At 56.6% G+C, this 17,035-nt stretch carries 16 protein-coding genes; 11 read left to right on the top strand and 5 right to left on the bottom strand.

All coding sequences use genetic code 11. The annotated features are described in order from the left end of the window. Positions 1 to 16: 16 nt before the first annotated feature. Positions 17 to 1,402: a cysteine--tRNA ligase gene (cysS, locus tag ACPXSQ_RS01150; RefSeq protein ID WP_014593111.1), complete on the bottom strand. Its 1,386-nt coding sequence runs from the start codon at positions 1,400 to 1,402 to the stop codon at positions 17 to 19. Between the two features lie 214 nt (positions 1,403 to 1,616). On the opposite strand from cysS, the gene ppiB reads away from it, so the two are divergent. After that, positions 1,617 to 2,111, top strand: coding sequence for a peptidylprolyl isomerase B (gene ppiB, locus ACPXSQ_RS01145; protein WP_014593110.1), 495 nt, complete (start codon positions 1,617 to 1,619; stop codon positions 2,109 to 2,111). Next, a complete protein-coding gene (gene lpxH / locus ACPXSQ_RS01140; RefSeq protein WP_426142530.1) occupies positions 2,111 to 2,827 on the top strand; it encodes a UDP-2,3-diacylglucosamine diphosphatase in 717 nt (238 codons plus the stop codon). The genes ppiB and lpxH overlap by 1 nt, the downstream gene beginning before the upstream one ends. On the opposite strand, the gene ACPXSQ_RS01135 is transcribed toward lpxH, so the two are convergent. After that, positions 2,803 to 4,125 carry a DUF2254 domain-containing protein gene (locus ACPXSQ_RS01135; RefSeq protein WP_072138617.1) on the bottom strand — a complete coding sequence of 441 codons (1,323 nt, stop codon included), beginning with the start codon at positions 4,123 to 4,125 and terminating at the stop codon, positions 2,803 to 2,805. The two genes, lpxH and ACPXSQ_RS01135, sit on opposite strands and share 25 nt — an antisense overlap. Positions 4,126 to 4,392: 267 nt before the next feature. Between ACPXSQ_RS01135 and purE the strand changes: the two genes are divergently transcribed. Next, complete coding sequence (gene purE, locus ACPXSQ_RS01130) at positions 4,393 to 4,902, top strand: 5-(carboxyamino)imidazole ribonucleotide mutase (RefSeq protein ID WP_014593107.1); 510 nt, start codon at positions 4,393 to 4,395, stop codon at positions 4,900 to 4,902. Continuing rightward, a complete protein-coding gene (gene purK, locus ACPXSQ_RS01125; RefSeq protein WP_014593106.1) occupies positions 4,899 to 5,963 on the top strand; it encodes a 5-(carboxyamino)imidazole ribonucleotide synthase in 1,065 nt (354 codons plus the stop codon). The genes purE and purK overlap by 4 nt, the downstream gene beginning before the upstream one ends. Before the next feature lie 42 nt (positions 5,964 to 6,005). Here purK and ybbP read toward each other — a convergent pair whose 3' ends face one another. Both ybbP and ybbA read right to left on the bottom strand, forming a co-directional pair. After that, entirely contained in the window at positions 6,006 to 8,423 is a 2,418-nt protein-coding gene (gene ybbP, locus ACPXSQ_RS01120) for a putative ABC transporter permease subunit YbbP (RefSeq protein ID WP_015700807.1), read from the bottom strand. After that, positions 8,420 to 9,106 carry a putative ABC transporter ATP-binding protein YbbA gene (ybbA, locus tag ACPXSQ_RS01115; RefSeq protein WP_013024940.1) on the bottom strand — a complete coding sequence of 229 codons (687 nt, stop codon included), beginning with the start codon at positions 9,104 to 9,106 and terminating at the stop codon, positions 8,420 to 8,422. Before ybbA ends, ybbP begins: the two co-directional genes overlap by 4 nt. Between ybbA and tesA the strand changes: the two genes are divergently transcribed. From tesA to ACPXSQ_RS01090, 5 genes are all read left to right on the top strand, one after another. Then, positions 9,074 to 9,697 carry a multifunctional acyl-CoA thioesterase I/protease I/lysophospholipase L1 gene (tesA, locus tag ACPXSQ_RS01110; protein ID WP_022622644.1) on the top strand — a complete coding sequence of 208 codons (624 nt, stop codon included), beginning with the start codon at positions 9,074 to 9,076 and terminating at the stop codon, positions 9,695 to 9,697. The two genes, ybbA and tesA, sit on opposite strands and share 33 nt — an antisense overlap. Positions 9,698 to 9,717: 20 nt before the next feature. Beyond that, a complete protein-coding gene (locus tag ACPXSQ_RS01105) occupies positions 9,718 to 10,491 on the top strand; it encodes an SDR family oxidoreductase (RefSeq protein ID WP_015700808.1) in 774 nt (257 codons plus the stop codon). Positions 10,492 to 10,570: 79 nt separating this feature from the next. Beyond that, positions 10,571 to 11,428, top strand: coding sequence for a co-chaperone YbbN (locus tag ACPXSQ_RS01100; protein WP_015700809.1), 858 nt, complete (start codon positions 10,571 to 10,573; stop codon positions 11,426 to 11,428). 58 nt (positions 11,429 to 11,486) lie between these two features. Further along, positions 11,487 to 12,401: an SPFH domain-containing protein gene (locus ACPXSQ_RS01095; RefSeq protein ID WP_014606415.1), complete on the top strand. Its 915-nt coding sequence runs from the start codon at positions 11,487 to 11,489 to the stop codon at positions 12,399 to 12,401. Beyond that, entirely contained in the window at positions 12,401 to 12,859 is a 459-nt protein-coding gene (locus ACPXSQ_RS01090; RefSeq protein ID WP_015700810.1) for an NfeD family protein, read from the top strand. The genes ACPXSQ_RS01095 and ACPXSQ_RS01090 overlap by 1 nt, the downstream gene beginning before the upstream one ends. On the opposite strand, the gene cueR is transcribed toward ACPXSQ_RS01090, so the two are convergent. Next, positions 12,835 to 13,251 (bottom strand): Cu(I)-responsive transcriptional regulator, encoded by a 417-nt coding sequence (gene cueR / locus ACPXSQ_RS01085; protein ID WP_015700811.1) that lies wholly within the window; start codon positions 13,249 to 13,251, stop codon positions 12,835 to 12,837. The two genes, ACPXSQ_RS01090 and cueR, sit on opposite strands and share 25 nt — an antisense overlap. A gap of 422 nt (positions 13,252 to 13,673) precedes the next feature. Here cueR and ACPXSQ_RS01080 point away from each other — a divergent pair, with 422 nt between their 5' ends. Both ACPXSQ_RS01080 and copA read left to right on the top strand, forming a co-directional pair. Further along, positions 13,674 to 14,006: a hypothetical protein gene (locus ACPXSQ_RS01080; protein WP_015700812.1), complete on the top strand. Its 333-nt coding sequence runs from the start codon at positions 13,674 to 13,676 to the stop codon at positions 14,004 to 14,006. Between the two features lie 498 nt (positions 14,007 to 14,504). Beyond that, positions 14,505 to 17,015: a copper-exporting P-type ATPase CopA gene (gene copA, locus ACPXSQ_RS01075; protein ID WP_029568502.1), complete on the top strand. Its 2,511-nt coding sequence runs from the start codon at positions 14,505 to 14,507 to the stop codon at positions 17,013 to 17,015. Positions 17,016 to 17,035: the final 20 nt, after the last annotated feature.

Here is a 17,035-nt window from a genome sequence, read left to right as displayed (position 1 = left end):
TCTCCTGTGTTGCCCGTTATTTACGTCGCCAGCTGGAGCCCTGAGGGCCATCTTCGACAATCACGCCAAGCGCGTTCAGCTTGTCGCGGGCTACATCAGCCTGCGCCCAGTCTTTTGCCGCACGTGCGTCGGCACGGGCTTTCACCCAGCGTTCGATTTCTGCCACTTCTTCATCATTGCCCTGCGCACTGCTTTGCAGAAACACTTCTGGCTCCTGCTGCAGAATGCCCAGCACGTTGGCAATTTCACGTAGCTTTGCCGCCAGCGCATTGGCTGCCGTCATGTCTTCGCCTTTGAGACGGTTCACTTCACGCGCCATGTCGAACAGCACGGAATAGGCTTCCGGAGTGTTAAAATCATCGTCCATCGCCTCGCGGAAACGGGCCTCGAAGGCTTCACCGCCGTGGGCCACCGCGTTGCGATCGGTGTGTCGCAGCGCAGTATAAAGACGTTCCAGCGCCGCACGTGCCTGGTTCAGGTTATCTTCGCCATAGTTAAGCTGGCTACGATAGTGGCCGGACATCAGGAAATAGCGCACGGTTTCGGCATCATAATGCTGCAGTACGTCGCGCACGGTGAAAAAGTTATTCAGCGACTTCGACATCTTCTCACGATCGATCATCACCATGCCTGAATGCATCCAGTAGTTCACATAGGGACCATCATGGGCGCAGGTAGACTGGGCGATTTCGTTTTCGTGATGTGGGAACATCAGGTCAGATCCGCCGCCGTGGATGTCGAAATGCGCGCCAAGCTGTTTGCAGTTCATGGCTGAACACTCAATATGCCAGCCCGGGCGCCCCTGGCCCCACGGTGAAGGCCATGAGGGTTCGTCCGCTTTAGACATCTTCCACAGCACGAAATCCATGGGATTACGCTTCACATCCGCCACTTCAACGCGAGCGCCGGCCTGAAGCTGGTCCAGATCCTGACGCGACAGCGCACCGTAATCCACATCGCTCAGCACATCAAACATGACATCGCCGTTTTCCGCCACATAGGCATGACCGCGGGCAATCAGCTTTTCCACCAGCTCGACGATTTCCGGAATATGGCGCGTCGCGCGCGGTTCCCGATCTGGCGGCAAAATGCCCAGCGCATCAAAATCGCTGTGCATCTCGGCAATCATGCGATTGGTCAGGGTTTCGATGCTCTCGCCGTTCTCGTTGGCACGCTTGATAATTTTGTCGTCGATATCGGTAATGTTGCGCACGTAATTTACGTCAAAACCGACGTAACGCAGATAGCGCGATACCACATCAAACGCCACAAACGTGCGCCCGTGCCCAATGTGACAGAGGTCATACACCGTGATGCCGCAGACATACATGCCGATTTTGCCAGCATGAATAGGGGTAAATTCCTCTTTTTGTCGACTCAGGGTGTTATAAATCTTCAGCATTGGGGTTTCCGTAGTAAGCGTGCGTAACGCACCGTTTTAAGTATCCTGATATTGTGCCGTATTTTTATCTGTCACGCGATGCAAAGCAAGCCAACTGCGCAGCCTGGCTGACGTATTATCGGAAATTATGATATAAGAACGTTCGAGAAAAAGGCGTGTGCACCCTAACCGCGCACCCTATGCTACTGACGACAACCTTTACAGGACGAAAAAAATGGTAACTTTCCAGACTAACCATGGCGATATCGTGATCAAGACCTTCGATGACAAAGCGCCCGCAACCGTAAAGAACTTCCTGGATTACTGCCGTGAAGGTTTCTACGACAACACCATTTTTCACCGTGTGATTAACGGCTTTATGATTCAGGGTGGCGGTTTTGAACCCGGCATGAAGCAGAAAGCCACCAAAGAAGAGATCCGTAACGAAGCCAACAACGGTCTGAAAAACACCAAAGGTACGCTGGCGATGGCGCGGACTTCTGCCCCGCACTCTGCGACCGCACAGTTTTTCATTAACGTGGCTGACAATGACTTCCTGAACTTTCGTGACGAAAGCCTGCAGGGCTGGGGTTACTGTGTGTTTGCAGAAGTGGTTGAAGGTATGGATGTGGTTGAGAAAATCAAAGCCGTTTCAACCGGCCGCAGCGGTATGCATCAGGACGTGCCGAAAGACGACGTTGTGATCCAGAAAGTGACCGTCAGCGAGTAATGCCGCGCACGCTGTTTATCGCAGATCTTCATCTGTGTCAGGAAGAACCGGCGATCACCGCCGGTTTTATGCATTTTTTACAGCGCGAAGCCCCACACTGCGACGCGCTCTATATTCTCGGCGATCTGTTTGAAGCCTGGATAGGCGATGACGATCCCAATCCCCTGCATCAACAGGTTGCTGATGCCCTGCGATCCGTGCCTGTTCCGGTGTACTTTATTCATGGCAATCGCGATTTCTTAATCGGTCAACGTTTCGCCCGCGCCAGCGGCATGACGCTGTTGCCTGAAGCGCGCGTGCTGACGCTTTACGGCCATCGAGTGCTGATTATGCACGGCGATACGCTGTGTACCGACGATGTGGGTTACCTGCAGTTCCGCGCTAAAGTCCACAATCCCTGGATTCAACGTCTGTTCCTGGCGTTACCGCTGTTTATTCGCAAACGCATCGCAGAACGTATGCGCGCCAACAGTAAACAGGCCAATCAGCATAAGTCGCTGGAGATTATGGATGTGAATCAACAGGCCGTGATCGATGCCATGCTTCAGCATAAGGTGCCACTGCTGATTCATGGGCATACGCACCGTCCCGCAATTCACGATCTGCCGCTGAATGGTGTAAACGCTCAGCGTGCCGTATTAGGGGCCTGGCACAGTCGGGGATCCATGATTCAACTCGATGCCAGCGGCATTCAGCTGATCGATTTCGACTTCTGACAGGGCGAATCGCTTAGCTTCTCATCCAGGAAGGGATGGGGATAGTCTGCACCAAATTGTTCACGCCATGTGCGCTCAATTCGTGCTCTGTCCGTCTGGATGATCGCTTCCCGCGCCAGGTATGCCATGGCTTCATGCGCATGACGCAACGCTGCAGCCTGGTACGCATCCGGCCAGGCGACAGACAACATGCCCAGCGCCTTAAGTAACCGTAACTGCACTTCTTTTATCGCCGCGCCGTCTCGCGCGACAGGTGAGAAAAAATCATCGAATAATGCGTCTACTGACAAGGGCGCGACGTGAATGGCGGGATAGATCACCGTTGGCACCGCACATTCGCGTGCAAAGCAGGAGAGTATTCTGACGGCTCGCCCGATCACATCGATAGCGGTGCCAGGGTCATTAGTCGCAGGCGACAGCGCACGCGAGGCGATTTCTGCCATCACACACAGGCAAAAACGTGGATCCTGGGCGAAAGTGCGAGACGCGGCTATTGTCAGGGCAGACAACATCAGTTTGCGTTGCTCCGCAGGCAGGGCGTGGGTGACATACATGACCGGGCGGGCGGGATGAACAAAAAATCCGGGTTGCGCGACCAGGTAAACATGTACAGGACTGTCTGTCATCGCCTTATGTAACCTGTCCATATCAATATGCTGAACATAGCCAATAGCGTCCGAATAAACAGCAAACGTGCCCGCAGGTTGACGATCGCTTTCCCGCCAGGGCCTGGCGCCGAAACAAGGGGATTGAGCACGCGCGCTAAAAACATCAAGCGCCATGCGTTCCACACGTGAGGTCGTTTCATCTACGCTGCCAAGCGAGGTGAGATGGTGAATCCAGCGCAGAAGCGTCACCAGAATTAATGCAATGACCACCAGCGTGACCGCAAACAGGATCACTCGCCCCTGTTCACCATAAGCCCCCATATTCAGTGCGATGATGCCGACCAGACTAAACAGGAATGAGCCAATAAAGGTCGCGAGAACATTTTGTGTTGTACTGTCTTCAACGACCAGTTTCGTGGCGCGCGGCGTAACATGGGTAGTTGCTGAACCAAACGCCGTTACCATCGTACTCAAGGAAAACGTGGTGACCGCCAGCATGCTGGACGCCAGAATATTCAGGATATTGTCCACTGCGTCAGCACCCACCTTTACCGAAACCGAGGGGGGAATTGCAGATTTAAAGACAATGGAGGCCAGGGCGCTGACAACCGCAGCAAGGGCAAATAAAGTTGCCCTGAACCACAGTTTTCTGCCTGCTTGTCTGAAAATAAGTTGCCAGCGTGAAATCATCCTGTTCCTCTTTCTGTCAGTTAACGTCATCCCTTACCAACCGGGTGCAGCGCGGCTTATCATGTCAGTCACCTTGCAACTCTGTTAACTAAAGTTCAGCGTTTCTTGCGCGTCAACGTCAGAGAACAGAATGTCGATAAAACCCTGCCAGCGCGACGTGTAATCCCGACGCAACCGTTTTCCTTGCGCCCTTCTCATGCTATTCTCTTTGCCCTTCAAAACCTGTCCGCCTGGTCAGGTGTGTTTTCATTCACAGGAGTTGACCGCATGTCGTCGAATGCCGCCCCGGCCCGCATCGCTGTTGTTATGGGTTCCAAAAGTGACTGGTCCACCATGCAGTTCGCTGCGGAAATCCTCTCCAGCCTGGACGTGCCCTTCCATGTGGAAGTGGTCTCAGCGCACCGTACCCCGGACAAGCTGTTTAGCTTTGCCGAAACGGCTGCAGATAACGGCTTTCAGGTCATCATTGCCGGTGCCGGTGGCGCGGCGCACCTGCCTGGCATGCTGGCGGCAAAAACCCTGCTGCCGGTGCTGGGCGTGCCGGTACAGAGCGCAGCGCTGAGCGGCGTTGACAGCCTCTACTCTATTGTGCAAATGCCGCGCGGTATTCCGGTCGGCACGCTGGCAATCGGTAAAGCCGGTGCCGCCAATGCGGCACTGCTGGCCGCGCAGATTCTGGCGATTCACGACAGCGCGCTGTCATCTCGTCTGGCCGCCTGGCGTCAGGCACAGACCGATGAGGTGCTGGATAATCCGGATCCGCGGGAGGACGCATGAAGCCGGTTTGCGTACTGGGTAACGGTCAGCTTGGCCGCATGTTGCGCCAGGCGGGCGAGCCGATGGGCATTGCCGTTCATCCAGTGGGGCTGGATGCCGATCCCGCCGCCCTGCCTATCGCCGAAAGCGTGATTACGGCCGAAATCGAGCGTTGGCCCGAAACCGCTCTGACGCGCGAGCTGGCGAATCATCCGGCCTTTGTGAACCGCGATATTTTTCCGCGTCTGGCCGATCGCCTGACGCAAAAGCAACTGCTGGACGAGCTTAATCTGGCGACTGCGCCCTGGCAGTTGCTGGCGGATAAAAGCGAGTGGCCTGCGGTTTTCTCTCGGCTGGGTGAACTGGCGATTGTTAAACGCCGCACCGGGGGTTACGACGGTCGCGGTCAGTGGCGTTTACGGGCCAGCGAAACGGCCACGTTACCCGACGACTGCTATGGCGAGTGTATCGTCGAACAGGGCATTCACTTTTCAGGTGAAGTGTCGCTGGTCGGCGCGCGCGGCCACGACGGCAGCACCGTGTTTTATCCCCTGACACATAATCTGCACGAAGAAGGCATTCTGCGGACCAGCGTCGCTTTTCCCCAGGCAGATGTGGAACAGCAGCAGCAGGCCGAAGGAATGCTGGGCGCGATCCTTCACGCGCTTGACTACGTTGGCGTGATGGCGATGGAATGTTTTGTGACGCCTCAGGGTCTGTTGATTAATGAGCTGGCGCCGCGGGTGCATAACAGTGGACACTGGACGCAGAACGGCGCCTCGATTAGCCAGTTCGAACTGCATCTGCGCGCGATTTTGGGGCTGGCGTTGCCCCAGCCGGTCGTCATTGCGCCCTCGGTCATGATCAACCTGATTGGCACCGATGTGAACCCAGACTGGCTACAGCAGCCGCTTGTCCATCTGCACTGGTATGACAAAGCGGTTCGGCAAGGTCGCAAGGTGGGCCATCTGAACCTGACCGACAGCGATCAGCCCCGACTCAAAGCTGCACTGCATGCGCTGTTGCCCCTGCTGCCGGCTGAATATGCCAGCGGTATTCGCTGGGCCACAGACAAGCTTTAAGACGGACTGACGCCGTGCGCAGCCTTGCCGCGCACGGCGTTTTTATGCGCCGTCGAACGTCCTGAACAGCGCTTTGCCCTTGAGCAAACGCACGCCCAGCCAACCTCCGCACAGCGACAACAATAACGCGCCACACAACGGTAACGCCAGCCACAAGGCCCAGTCGGGCTGCCACGGGAAATCGAAGATTTTACGCTGCAGCGCCCAGAGCGCCGCTTCAGCCCCCACTGCGGCCGCAACGCCTGACACTACGCCAATCAGCGCAAACTCACACCACAAGGTCGTCCGCAGCAGTCGCTTGCCTGCACCCAACGTGCGGTACACCACCAGTTCCTGACGGCGCTGACGCATGCCCACCTGAATCTGGGCCATCAGCAGCAATATGCCACAGGCGGTCACCAGCACCACCATAATCTCCAGGGCCTGGCTGACCTGGGTCAGCACCTGTCCGATCTGACGCATGATGCTGCCAATATCCAGCAGGCTCAGGGTCGGGAACTCACGGTTTAGCTGCGCCAGCAGCGTGGGGTTATTGTCCAGCCGAAAGCTGGTGAGCCAGGTCAGCGGCTGGCTGTCGAGCGCACCGGGTGGAAAGATAAAGAAGAAGTTTGGCTTCAGGCTTTCCCAGTCAACCTTGCGCAGACTGGTAATTTTGGCACTGAACTGTTGCGTATCCCCCTCAAACGTTAAGCTGTCTCCCAGCTTCACCCCCAGCCGCTCCGCCAGCTCGGCCTCCATAGACACTTCCCCCACGGCAGGCGGCCAGTTGCCCGCCACCAGCGGATTATGCGCAGGGAGGGCCGCCAGCGAAGTCAGGTTGAGCTCACGGTTAAGGGCATTATCCCGTTCAGGATCGGCGGCTTGGCCGTTCAACTCGCTCAGCCGCATCCGTGCGATGGGATAAAAGGTTTCTGGTTTAATCTGATGCGTCTGCAGGAAATCACGCACCTGCGGCACCTGATCGGCCGTCATGTTAAGCAGGAAAAAGTTCGGGCTGTCTGCGGGTAACTGCTGCTGCCAGCGATCCAGCAGATCGCCTCGCATCACCAGCAGCAGGGCCAGCAACATAAACGACAGTGAGAACGCGGCAAGCTGGCTCAGCGTCATCGCGGGCTGTCGCAGTAGCCGATTAATCGCCAGACGCAGCGCCAGATTTCGCACTGTCAGACGGCGCAGAAGCAGTAACGAGCCCCAGCCAAGCAGCGCCAGTAGCCCCGCCAGCACCACCACGCCCGCCAGCAGCGCCCACAGCATTTTACTGCCGCCCACCAGCGCCGCCAGCAGCCCCACCACCACGACAGCCATCGCCGGCAGGTAGATTTTCAGTGGCCAGACGGTGGCGACGGCATCGCGCCGAAATACGCGCAAAGGCTGCGTCGCCAGCAGCAGGCGATAAGGACGCAATCCCACCAGCAGGGAAATGACAAACAGCGAGCCCGTGGCCCATACCCACGGCCACAGGCTCGCATCAGGCAGGGATGCGGGCAGAACGGGTTTAAGCATTCTCATCAACAGGGCTTCGACGCCCAGCCCGACTGCCCCGCCCGCTACGGCCGCCAGCAGCAATACCGCCAGCCACTGTCCAATAATCAGCTTTTGCAGCGCGCCGCGCGTAGCACCCAGCGTTTTCAGCACCGCCACCAGGTCGTAACGACTTCGGCAATAATGGCTCATTGCCACGGCCACGGCAGCAATCGCCAGCATCAGCGTTAACAACGCCGATAACAGCAAAAACTGCTGCGCGCGCTGCATTGAACGGCCCAGCGCATCTTCGCTGTTCTCAATACTGATCCAGCGTTGACCGGTTTTTATTTGCGGCGTTATCCAGCGGTCGTAGTTTTCCAGCTGCTGAGGGGTGCCAGCAAACTTGTAGCGCCAGGTGATGCGACTGCCGGGCTGGATCGCGCCGGTCTTATCGGCATCGGCCAGATTAATCAGTAAACGCGGCGCCATTTCGAACGGATTGAAACCGCCATCCGGCTCCTGTATCACCTCTCCGGCAATACGCAGCGTGGTATCTCCCACATCGAGTTCATCGCCCACGTGGAGGTTAAGCAGCGCCATTAAGCGCGGAGCGGCCAGCGCCGTGCCGGGCTGAGGTTTCAGGCCCGGCGGGCGGGTTTGCAGCTCGCCAAACATCGGGTAGTGGTTATCGACGGCTTTGACCGACGCCAGCTGCGGCGTCTGGCCGGCAAAGGTCATGGTCATAAAGCTCAGCTGACGGCTAACCGATAATCCCACTTGCTGCGCTTTCGCCAGCCAGTCGGGCGGTGCCGCCGTGCTGGTGCGCAGGGTACGATCGCCCGCCATAAAGTCGCGACTCTGCTGACTCAGCCCTTTTTCCATCCGGTCGCTGATTGATCCCAGCGCCAGCACGCAGGCCACCGCCAGAGTGAGTGCCAGCCAGACGATTAACAGTGAGGGCGAACGCCACTCACGCCAGAACCAGCGCCAGATCATTGCTCCTCCCACAGTTTGCCGTCACGCAGACGCAAGCGTCGGTTACAGCGCGCCGCCAGTTGCTCGTCATGGGTAACCAGAATTAACGTCGTGGCAAAATCGCGGTTGAGGGAAAACAGCAGATCGACAATACGCTCGCCGGTTTTACGATCCAGATTCCCCGTGGGCTCATCGGCGAACAGCAGGCCCGGACGACCGCTGAAGGCCCGGGCAAGCGCGACGCGTTGCTGCTCACCACCGGATAACTGCGCGGGCAGATGCAGCAAACGCTCACCCAGGCCTAACTGCGTGAGCAGCTCCCGTGCCTGGTCACGGCTCTGACGGTCGCTCTCACCGCGCAGCAGTGCAGGCAACTGAACATTTTCCAGCGCATTTAACGTTGGCACCAGCATAAAAGACTGGAACACGAATCCTACCTGCTGCGCACGTAAGGCCGCCCGCTGCTCTTCATTCATCTGATGCAAAGGCTGGCCCAGCAGATGCACCTCCCCCTGGCTGCCGTCATCCAGACCGGCCAGAATCCCCAACAGCGTGGATTTACCCGATCCTGACTCGCCAATCAGGGCGATTGTTTCAGCTGGTTTGACAACTAACTCAACTCCGGTAAGGATGGTTAACTGATGCTCTCCCTGACCCACGGACTTAGTAAGATGATGAACTTCAAGAATGTTTTCCGCTGGCATTATCCTTTCCTGTTATTGTGCTGTCTGTTGGTGTCCCGTCTTGCTGCGGCCGATACGTTGCTGGTGCTGGGCGACAGCCTGAGTGCAGGCTATCAAATGTCGGCCAGTAAAGCCTGGCCCAGCCTGCTCGATAAAAACTGGCAGCAGCAGCCCAGAGTGATTAATGCCAGTATTAGCGGCGATACCGCCGCACAAGGACTGGCACGCTTACCTGCCCTATTAAAACAGCACCAACCGCAGTGGGTGTTAATCGAATTGGGCGGTAACGACGGCTTACGTGGCTTTCCGCCAAAGGATATTGAGCAAACGTTAAGCACCATCATCGAGCAGGTAAAAACCGCCAGGGCTAAACCGATCCTGATGCAGGTACGTTTACCCGCCAACTACGGCCGCCGTTATACGGATGCGTTCCGCGCGATTTATCCGCAGTTGGCGAAACAGCACGATATTCCTTTACTGCCCTTTTTCATGGAGCAAGTTTATTTAAAACCCGAATGGATGCAGCAGGATGGTATTCATCCCAATCCTGACGCCCAACCCTTTATCGCTGAACTGATGGCGAAAGAACTGGCCCCATTAGTTAAGCAGTAGTTGTGCAAAAAAGGTAACACATGCAAAAAACCATTTTGATCACGGGCTGTTCGAGCGGTATTGGCCTGGTTGCAGCCAATGACCTGCTGGCTCGCGGCTATCACGTTATTGCAGCCTGCCGAAAAGCCGACGACGTGACGCACATGCAAAGCCTCGGCTTTACGGGGCTGATGCTGGATTTGGACGACGCAGAGAGCGTTGACCGCGCTGCCGATGAGGTGTTGGCGCTGACCGGTAACCGGCTGTTTGCCCTGTTTAATAACGCCGGCTTCGGCACCTATGGTCCGTTAAACACCATCACGCGTCAGCAATTTGAACAGCAATTTTCCAGCAATGTGTTTGGCACCCACCAACTCACTATGCGGCTGCTTCCGGCGTTGAAGGCTTTTGGCAATGCCCGGATCGTGAATACCAGTTCGGTGTTAGGCCTGATTTCCACGCCGGGTCGGGGCGTTTATGCCGCCAGTAAATATGCGCTGGAAGCCTGGAGCGATGCGTTACGCATGGAGCTGCACGCAAGCGGCGTGCGCGTCAGCCTCATTGAACCGGGTCCAATCCAGACCCGATTCACCGATAATGTAACGCAGGGTGAGCAGGATAATCCGGTGCTGAATCCCGGTCTGGCCGCGCGGTTTACGCTGCCGCCTGAGGCCATTTTACCTAAGCTGCGCCATGCGCTCGAAAGCAAACATCCGCGTTTGCGTTATCCGGTGACGCTGGTCGCACACGCGATGGGCCTGTTGAAACGCGCGCTGCCAGGCTGGATACTGGATCGCATAATTCGCAGTCAGTAAAGGTATTGCGCGAATACAGCTTGAAGCAGGGCCAGTCGGCCCCATATTCTTTAAACATTTTCTGCAAAGAGACTTAGTCATGTCACCACACGCTTCGATTATCGACATTAACGAATCCAACCTGCAACAGACCCTTGAGCAGTCAATGCAGATACCGGTGCTGTTCTACTTTTGGTCGGATCGCAGCCAACATTGCCAGGAACTGACGCCGTTGCTGGAGCGACTGGCTCAGGAATACGCAGGCCAGTTTATTCTAGCCAAACTGGATTGTGATAAAGAGCAAAGGGTGGCATCGCAATTTGGGTTACGCTCCATTCCCACCGTCTACCTGTTCCAGAACGGCCAGCCTGTTGACGGTTTCCAGGGGCCACAGCCGGAAGACGCCGTGCGCGCCCTGCTGGAAAAAGTGCTGCCGCGTGAGGAAGAGTTAAAAGCCCAGCAGGCGATGGCGCTGATGCAGGAAGGCAAACCGCTGGACGCTTTACCGCTGCTGAAAGAGGCATGGCAGCTCAGTAATAAAGACAGCGAAATTGGTTTTCTGCTGGCGGACGTGCTGATTACCCTGAACCGTAGCGATGAAGCAGAAACGGTACTCAACGCCGTGCCGTTGCAGGATCAGGACACCCGTTATCAAAGCCTGATCGCCCAGATCGATTTACTGAAACAGGCGGCCGATACGCCCGAAATTCAGCAGCTGCAATCACAGCTGGAAAGCGACCCGGACAATGCTGAACTGGCGACCAAACTGTCACTGCAGCTGCATCAGGTCGGGCGTAATGAAGAAGCGCTGGAACTGCTGTTTAACGTCATTAAACGCGATTTGAACGCCGCTGACGGCCAGGGGCGTAAAATGTTGCAGGAGATCCTGGCGGCATTGGGCACGGGCGATGCGCTTGCCGCACGCTATCGCCGCCAGCTCTATTCCCTGCTTTACTGATGTAAGCAGAAAACGGGCCGAACGATTTGGCCCGTTCATCTGACAACCTGGAGGTTATATGCTCACCGTGATTCCTGTTCTCATCCTGGTCGCCCTGGTCACCGTATGGTCCGGCGTGAAAATCGTTCCGCAAGGCTATCAGTGGACGGTCGAACGCTTTGGCCGCTACACCCGCACGCTTCAGCCCGGCCTGAGTCTGGTTGTTCCCTTTATGGATCGTATCGGTCATAAGATCAATATGATGGAACGGGTGCTGGATATTCCCTCTCAGGAGATCATCTCCAAAGATAACGCCAATGTCACGATTGATGCGGTCTGTTTTGTCCAGGCCATCGATCCGGCGCGGGCCGCCTATGAAGTCAGCAATCTGGAGCTGGCGATTCTTAACCTCACTATGACCAATATGCGCACCGTGTTGGGCAGCATGGAACTGGATGAGATGCTGTCTCAGCGAGACAGCATTAATACCCGCTTACTGCATATCGTTGATGAAGCCACCAATCCCTGGGGCGTAAAAATCACCCGTATTGAAATTCGTGATGTTCGTCCGCCACAGGAGCTGATTGGCGCCATGAACGCCCAGATGAAAGCGGAGCGTACTAAACGAGCCGATATTCTGGCGGCGGAAGGTGTGCGGCAGGCGGAAATTCTGCGGGCCGAAGGGGAAAAACAGGCGCAGATTTTGAAAGCGGAAGGGGAACGAACGTCGGCTTTCCTGCAGGCTGAAGCCCGTGAACGTCAGGCGGAAGCGGAAGCCCGCGCCACGAAAATGGTATCGGAAGCGATAGCCGCCGGCGATATTCAGGCCATAAATTACTTTGTGGCGCAGAAATACACGGATGCGCTGCAAAAAATTGGTGAGTCCAGTAACAGTAAAGTGGTGATGATGCCGCTGGAAGCCAGCAGCTTATTGGGTGCGATCGGCGGAATTGGTGAGCTGTTAAAAGAAACCCGCAGCGAGTCGAAACGCTGATGGTGAGTGAGATTGTTGCCCATCCGCACTGGTTCTGGCTGACGCTGGGCGGGCTGCTACTGGCGGCTGAGATGCTCGGCACAAATGGCTACCTGCTCTGGAGCGGGCTCGCAGCCATGCTGGTTGGTATCACAGAATGGGCTTTGCCGCTCAGTTGGACCGCCCAGGGCTGTTTGTTTGCCGCATTAACGCTGGCGAGCGTATTTATCTGGCATCGCGTCATGCGCTATCGCGAGCGCAACCAGCAGCCAAATTCCCTTAATCAGCGCGGCAACCAGATGATCGGCCTGCAGTTGACCCTGGACAGTGCGTTGCAAAACGGTATCGGTCACGTCCGCGTTGGCGACAGCAGCTGGCGCGTTCAGGCAGACCAGAATCTCCCTGCCGGTACGTTGGTTGAAGTGGTAGCAGTGGAAGGTATTACTCTGCGCATTCAGTCTCGCGTGCCGCCAACCTGACTGCAGCAGCCTGCCAGGTTATTAATGATCGGGCAGTCCGCGCTGTCATTACCCGGGCAGGCCGCCGCCAGCGCCAACAGGCGTGCGCGCATGGCGTGCAGTTCTTCAATATGCGCAGCAATTTCGTCAGCTTTCTGCAGCGTACGCGCCTTAACGTCCGCGCTGTGGCGTTCAGGGTCGTTAAACAGCCCGACCAGCTCGCGGCACTCATCAAGGGTAAACCCCACCTGCCGTGCCTGGCGTAATAAATTCAGCTCATCAAGATGGTGTGAATTGTAATGCCGGTAGCCGTTATCGCCGCGCAGCGGGGGCGTGACTACGCCCTTTTCTTCATAGAAACGAATAGCCTTACTGGTTAGCCCGGTCTTTTTCGCCACGGTACTAATATTCATAACAGTTTTCCTGATCTTCCCCTATACGGGGCGCTTCTAAAAGGCCCAGCCCGTGAGCTGCCGGGCTAAATCAGTGTTTGATTCTACGTCACTCGTGCCCGACTCTGTCGTTTTGCACCCGAGAACAGGTGGAAAACAAGGCATTTCATGCAGGAGATTATAGATCACCCTGCCAGGTAAAAGGGTTTTCGTCCCGGTATCTGAGTCAACACGGTCGCTGCAGAGGCCTTCGGCTGACTCTTCCGGTTAACCTGAGTAATGCCAAAACGCGCCTGAGTGCAGAACAAACTGGCCAGCCGGTCAATCTGTCATCAATTCTATAAAAAATAAGATGATAACGCTTGTCAACGCAGAAAGTTCCGATAAAATCCCGCCAGTTTGTAACAAATCATTATCATCATTAAAGTATAGGGGATTGGATTATGGCCTTAGTCAACTGTCCAGAATGTCATAAGGAAGTGAGTGATTCAGCATTACGTTGTCCATCATGTGCCAGGCAGCTCAGAAAGCCGCGTCGCTCTTTTTTTGGCAAAATGGTTAAGTGGACTTTCATTCTGTTTAACATTCTTATGGTGTACTGCCTGTTCGCAGGATTAGGTGGAAGTGGCGACGTTATCAATAACGCGGCTTCCGATGCGGAAAAAGCCGGTGCTGCGCTTGGAGCAGGTTTAGGTTTAATGGCGATCGGCACCCTTTGGGTTATTGGCGACATCATTATCGGGACGCTGGTCTTCTTTACCAGACCCAAAGGGTAATTGACTCATCCTGCGCGCCTGCAAAGGGTTTAGCATGCCTGGCGAAAACCGTTGCACAGCAGGGAACAGCGAAATGTCGATCCCGTTAACGCGGATAGCAGGTAAATCAGTCCCGCTTATCTGGCGAAGCACGGAACTGTGTATATCTTGAGCGACAGGCATGATCGAACAGGATGAAGCCTCGGCAGTAAGCGCAGGGCTGGCCGTCATTTCGTCACCCCTTTTCATCAGCGGGCTTGCACGCCTTTAAGCCGGATGAAAGTCAAAAAAGCCCTGCTTATCTGGACTGCCGCAAAAGTTGGACAGTGCAGGTTACGCGGGGCTTTCTTCTTGTGGCGTCCTGAGTCATGTCAACGCCAGCAAGCCTGGTACACCACCGGTGAATAAACTTCCTTATCTGGCCATTCAGGATTTGACCTTCCCCTTGAGGGAAGGTTTAACCTGAATAACAGTCACATCTCAACGATCAACCCCGCACATCTGATAAAGGAGTCAACCATGTCAAACACGATTGTTCTGGCGCTGGACGGATTGTCCTGCGGCCACTGCGTAAAACGCGTCAAAGATGCGCTCGAACAGCGCGACGATGTCGAGCTGGCTGAGGTTACTCAACAGGAAGCCAGCGTGTCAGGCCGTGCAGACGCTACCGCGCTGATCGCTACCGTTGAACAAGCGGGCTATCATGCAACATTAAAAGCTGCGGGTTCCAGCCCAAAGCCTGAGCCGTTGACAGCAGCAGAGCCGCCGCCGGAGGCGCTGACAACGGAGTCTTCTCCTCTTCCGGCAACTGAAAATCAGCCCGCTCACGTGCTGTTAATCGACGGGATGAGCTGCGCCAGCTGTGTCAGCCGGGTTGAGAAAGCCCTTGAGCAGGTAAGTGGTGTGCAACAGGCCCGCGTGAATCTGGCCGAACGCAGCGCGCTGGTGATGGGCAATGTGGCACCCCATCTGCTGGTCGCCGCCGTGGATGCGGCCGGCTATGGGGCGGAAGTGGTCGAAGACGAACAGCAACGACGTGAAAAGCAGCAGCGCAGCGCCCGACGCGCCATGCGACGTTTTAGCTGGCAGGCGGGACTTGCACTGCTGTTTGGCGTGCCGTTAATGATCTGGGGCATGCTGGGCGACAACATGATGCTCACCGAGGACAATCATACCACCTGGCTGGTGTTGGGCACGGTTACGCTGTTGGTGATGGTCGCCACGGGCGGTCACTTCTACCGCAGTGCCTGGCGCAGCCTGCTCAACCGCAGCGCGACAATGGATACCTTAGTCTCGCTGGGCACCGCCGCCGCCTGGATCTACTCCTTTAGCGTGGTGATTTGGCCGGCGTTCTTCCCGCTGCAGGCGCGTCATCTCTACTTCGAAGCCAGCGTAATGATTCTCGGCCTGATCAATCTGGGCCATGCGCTTGAACAACGCGCCCGTCAGCGTTCCTCGCGAGCCCTGGAACACCTGCTCGATCTGACGCCGGAACAGGCAAGAGTCGTAACGGAACAGGGTGAAACCTCAATGCCGGTTAGCGCGGTACAGCCCGGCATGATCCTGCGGCTGGTCGCAGGCGATCGCGTGCCGGTCGATGGCGAAGTCCAGGACGGTGAAGCCTGGTGTGATGAGGCCATGCTGACCGGTGAGGCGGTGCCGCAAAGCAAAACGCAGGGCGATCGTCTGTTTGCCGGCACCCAGGTGCAGGACGGGACAGTACGCTTCATTGCCCGCGCGACCGGTGGCAATACGACGCTGGCGCGCATCATTCAGTTAGTCCGTAAAGCCCAGAGCAGTAAGCCAGATGTGGGTCGCCTGGCCGATCGTATTTCTGCCGTGTTTGTGCCAGTGGTGGTGCTTATCGCCCTGATAAGCGCCGCAGTCTGGTATACCGCCGGTCCGGCGCCTCAGATTGCCTACGCGCTGGTGGTGGCCACCACAGTGCTGATTATTGCCTGCCCCTGCGCGCTGGGCCTGGCCACGCCCATGTCGATTATCGCCGGAACCGGCCGCGCCGCCGAATACGGCGTGCTGGTACGCGATGCCGATGCACTGCAGCGCGCCAGCCGTATCAATACGCTGGTGTTTGATAAAACCGGCACGCTGACAAGGGGCACACCGCAGGTGACCGAGGTGATGAGCTGGAACGGCAGCACGCGCGATTCGGTCCTGTCTGCGGCGGCGGCACTGGAACAGGCATCGGGTCACCCACTGGCGAAAGCGATCCTGGCGGAAGCGGGTACCACAGCAACGCCCGCGATTGCGCAATTTCGTACAATACGCGGCAAAGGCGTAAGCGGCATACTCAATGGCAGACAGCTGTTACTGGGTAATGTCAGTCTGTTACACGATTACGGCGTGGATTGCCAACCGGCGCGGGCTGAAATTGACAGGCTCACCCGGCAAGGGGCAACCCCGGTATTACTGGCACAGGATGGACAGCTTACCGGTCTGATTGGCTTGCGGGATACGCTGCGCCCCGAAGCGAAAGCAGCACTGCAGCGGCTGCATGAAGCGGGTTACCGACTGGTTATGCTGACCGGGGATCATGAAAATACGGCCCGGGCTGTTGCGCATGAAGTCGGCATTGATGAGGTGATTGCAGGCGTACTGCCCGAAGGTAAAGCCGATGCGATAAGCCAACTACAGCAGCAAGGAAGGCAGGTTGCCATGGTGGGCGATGGTATCAATGATGCTCCTGCACTGGCGCAGGCTGATGTCGGTATTGCGATGGGCGGCGGCAGCGATGTGGCGGTAGAAACCGCAGCGATTACGCTCATGCGGGCCGATCTGCATGGCGTGGTGGATGCCTTAAAGATTGCCTCCGCCACCCTGGGCAATATCCGGCAGAATCTGTTTGGCGCGTTTATTTACAACGTTATCGGTATTCCGCTGGCGGCAGGCGTGCTCTTTCCTTTTACCGGCCTGTTGCTTAGCCCGGTTTTTGCCGGTGCCGCCATGGCGCTGTCGTCAATAACCGTGGTGAGCAATGCTAACCGCCTGTTGCGCTATAAGCCGCGCGTTTAGCAATAACTGCCCTGCTCTGT

It is taken from the genome of Pantoea sp. EEL5, from assembly GCF_049892805.1.
GTDB classification, from domain to species: domain Bacteria; phylum Pseudomonadota; class Gammaproteobacteria; order Enterobacterales; family Enterobacteriaceae; genus Pantoea; species Pantoea ananatis.
The sequence above is the reverse complement of the archived record's forward strand: the minus strand, read 5'-3'. Positions and strand labels throughout refer to the sequence as shown.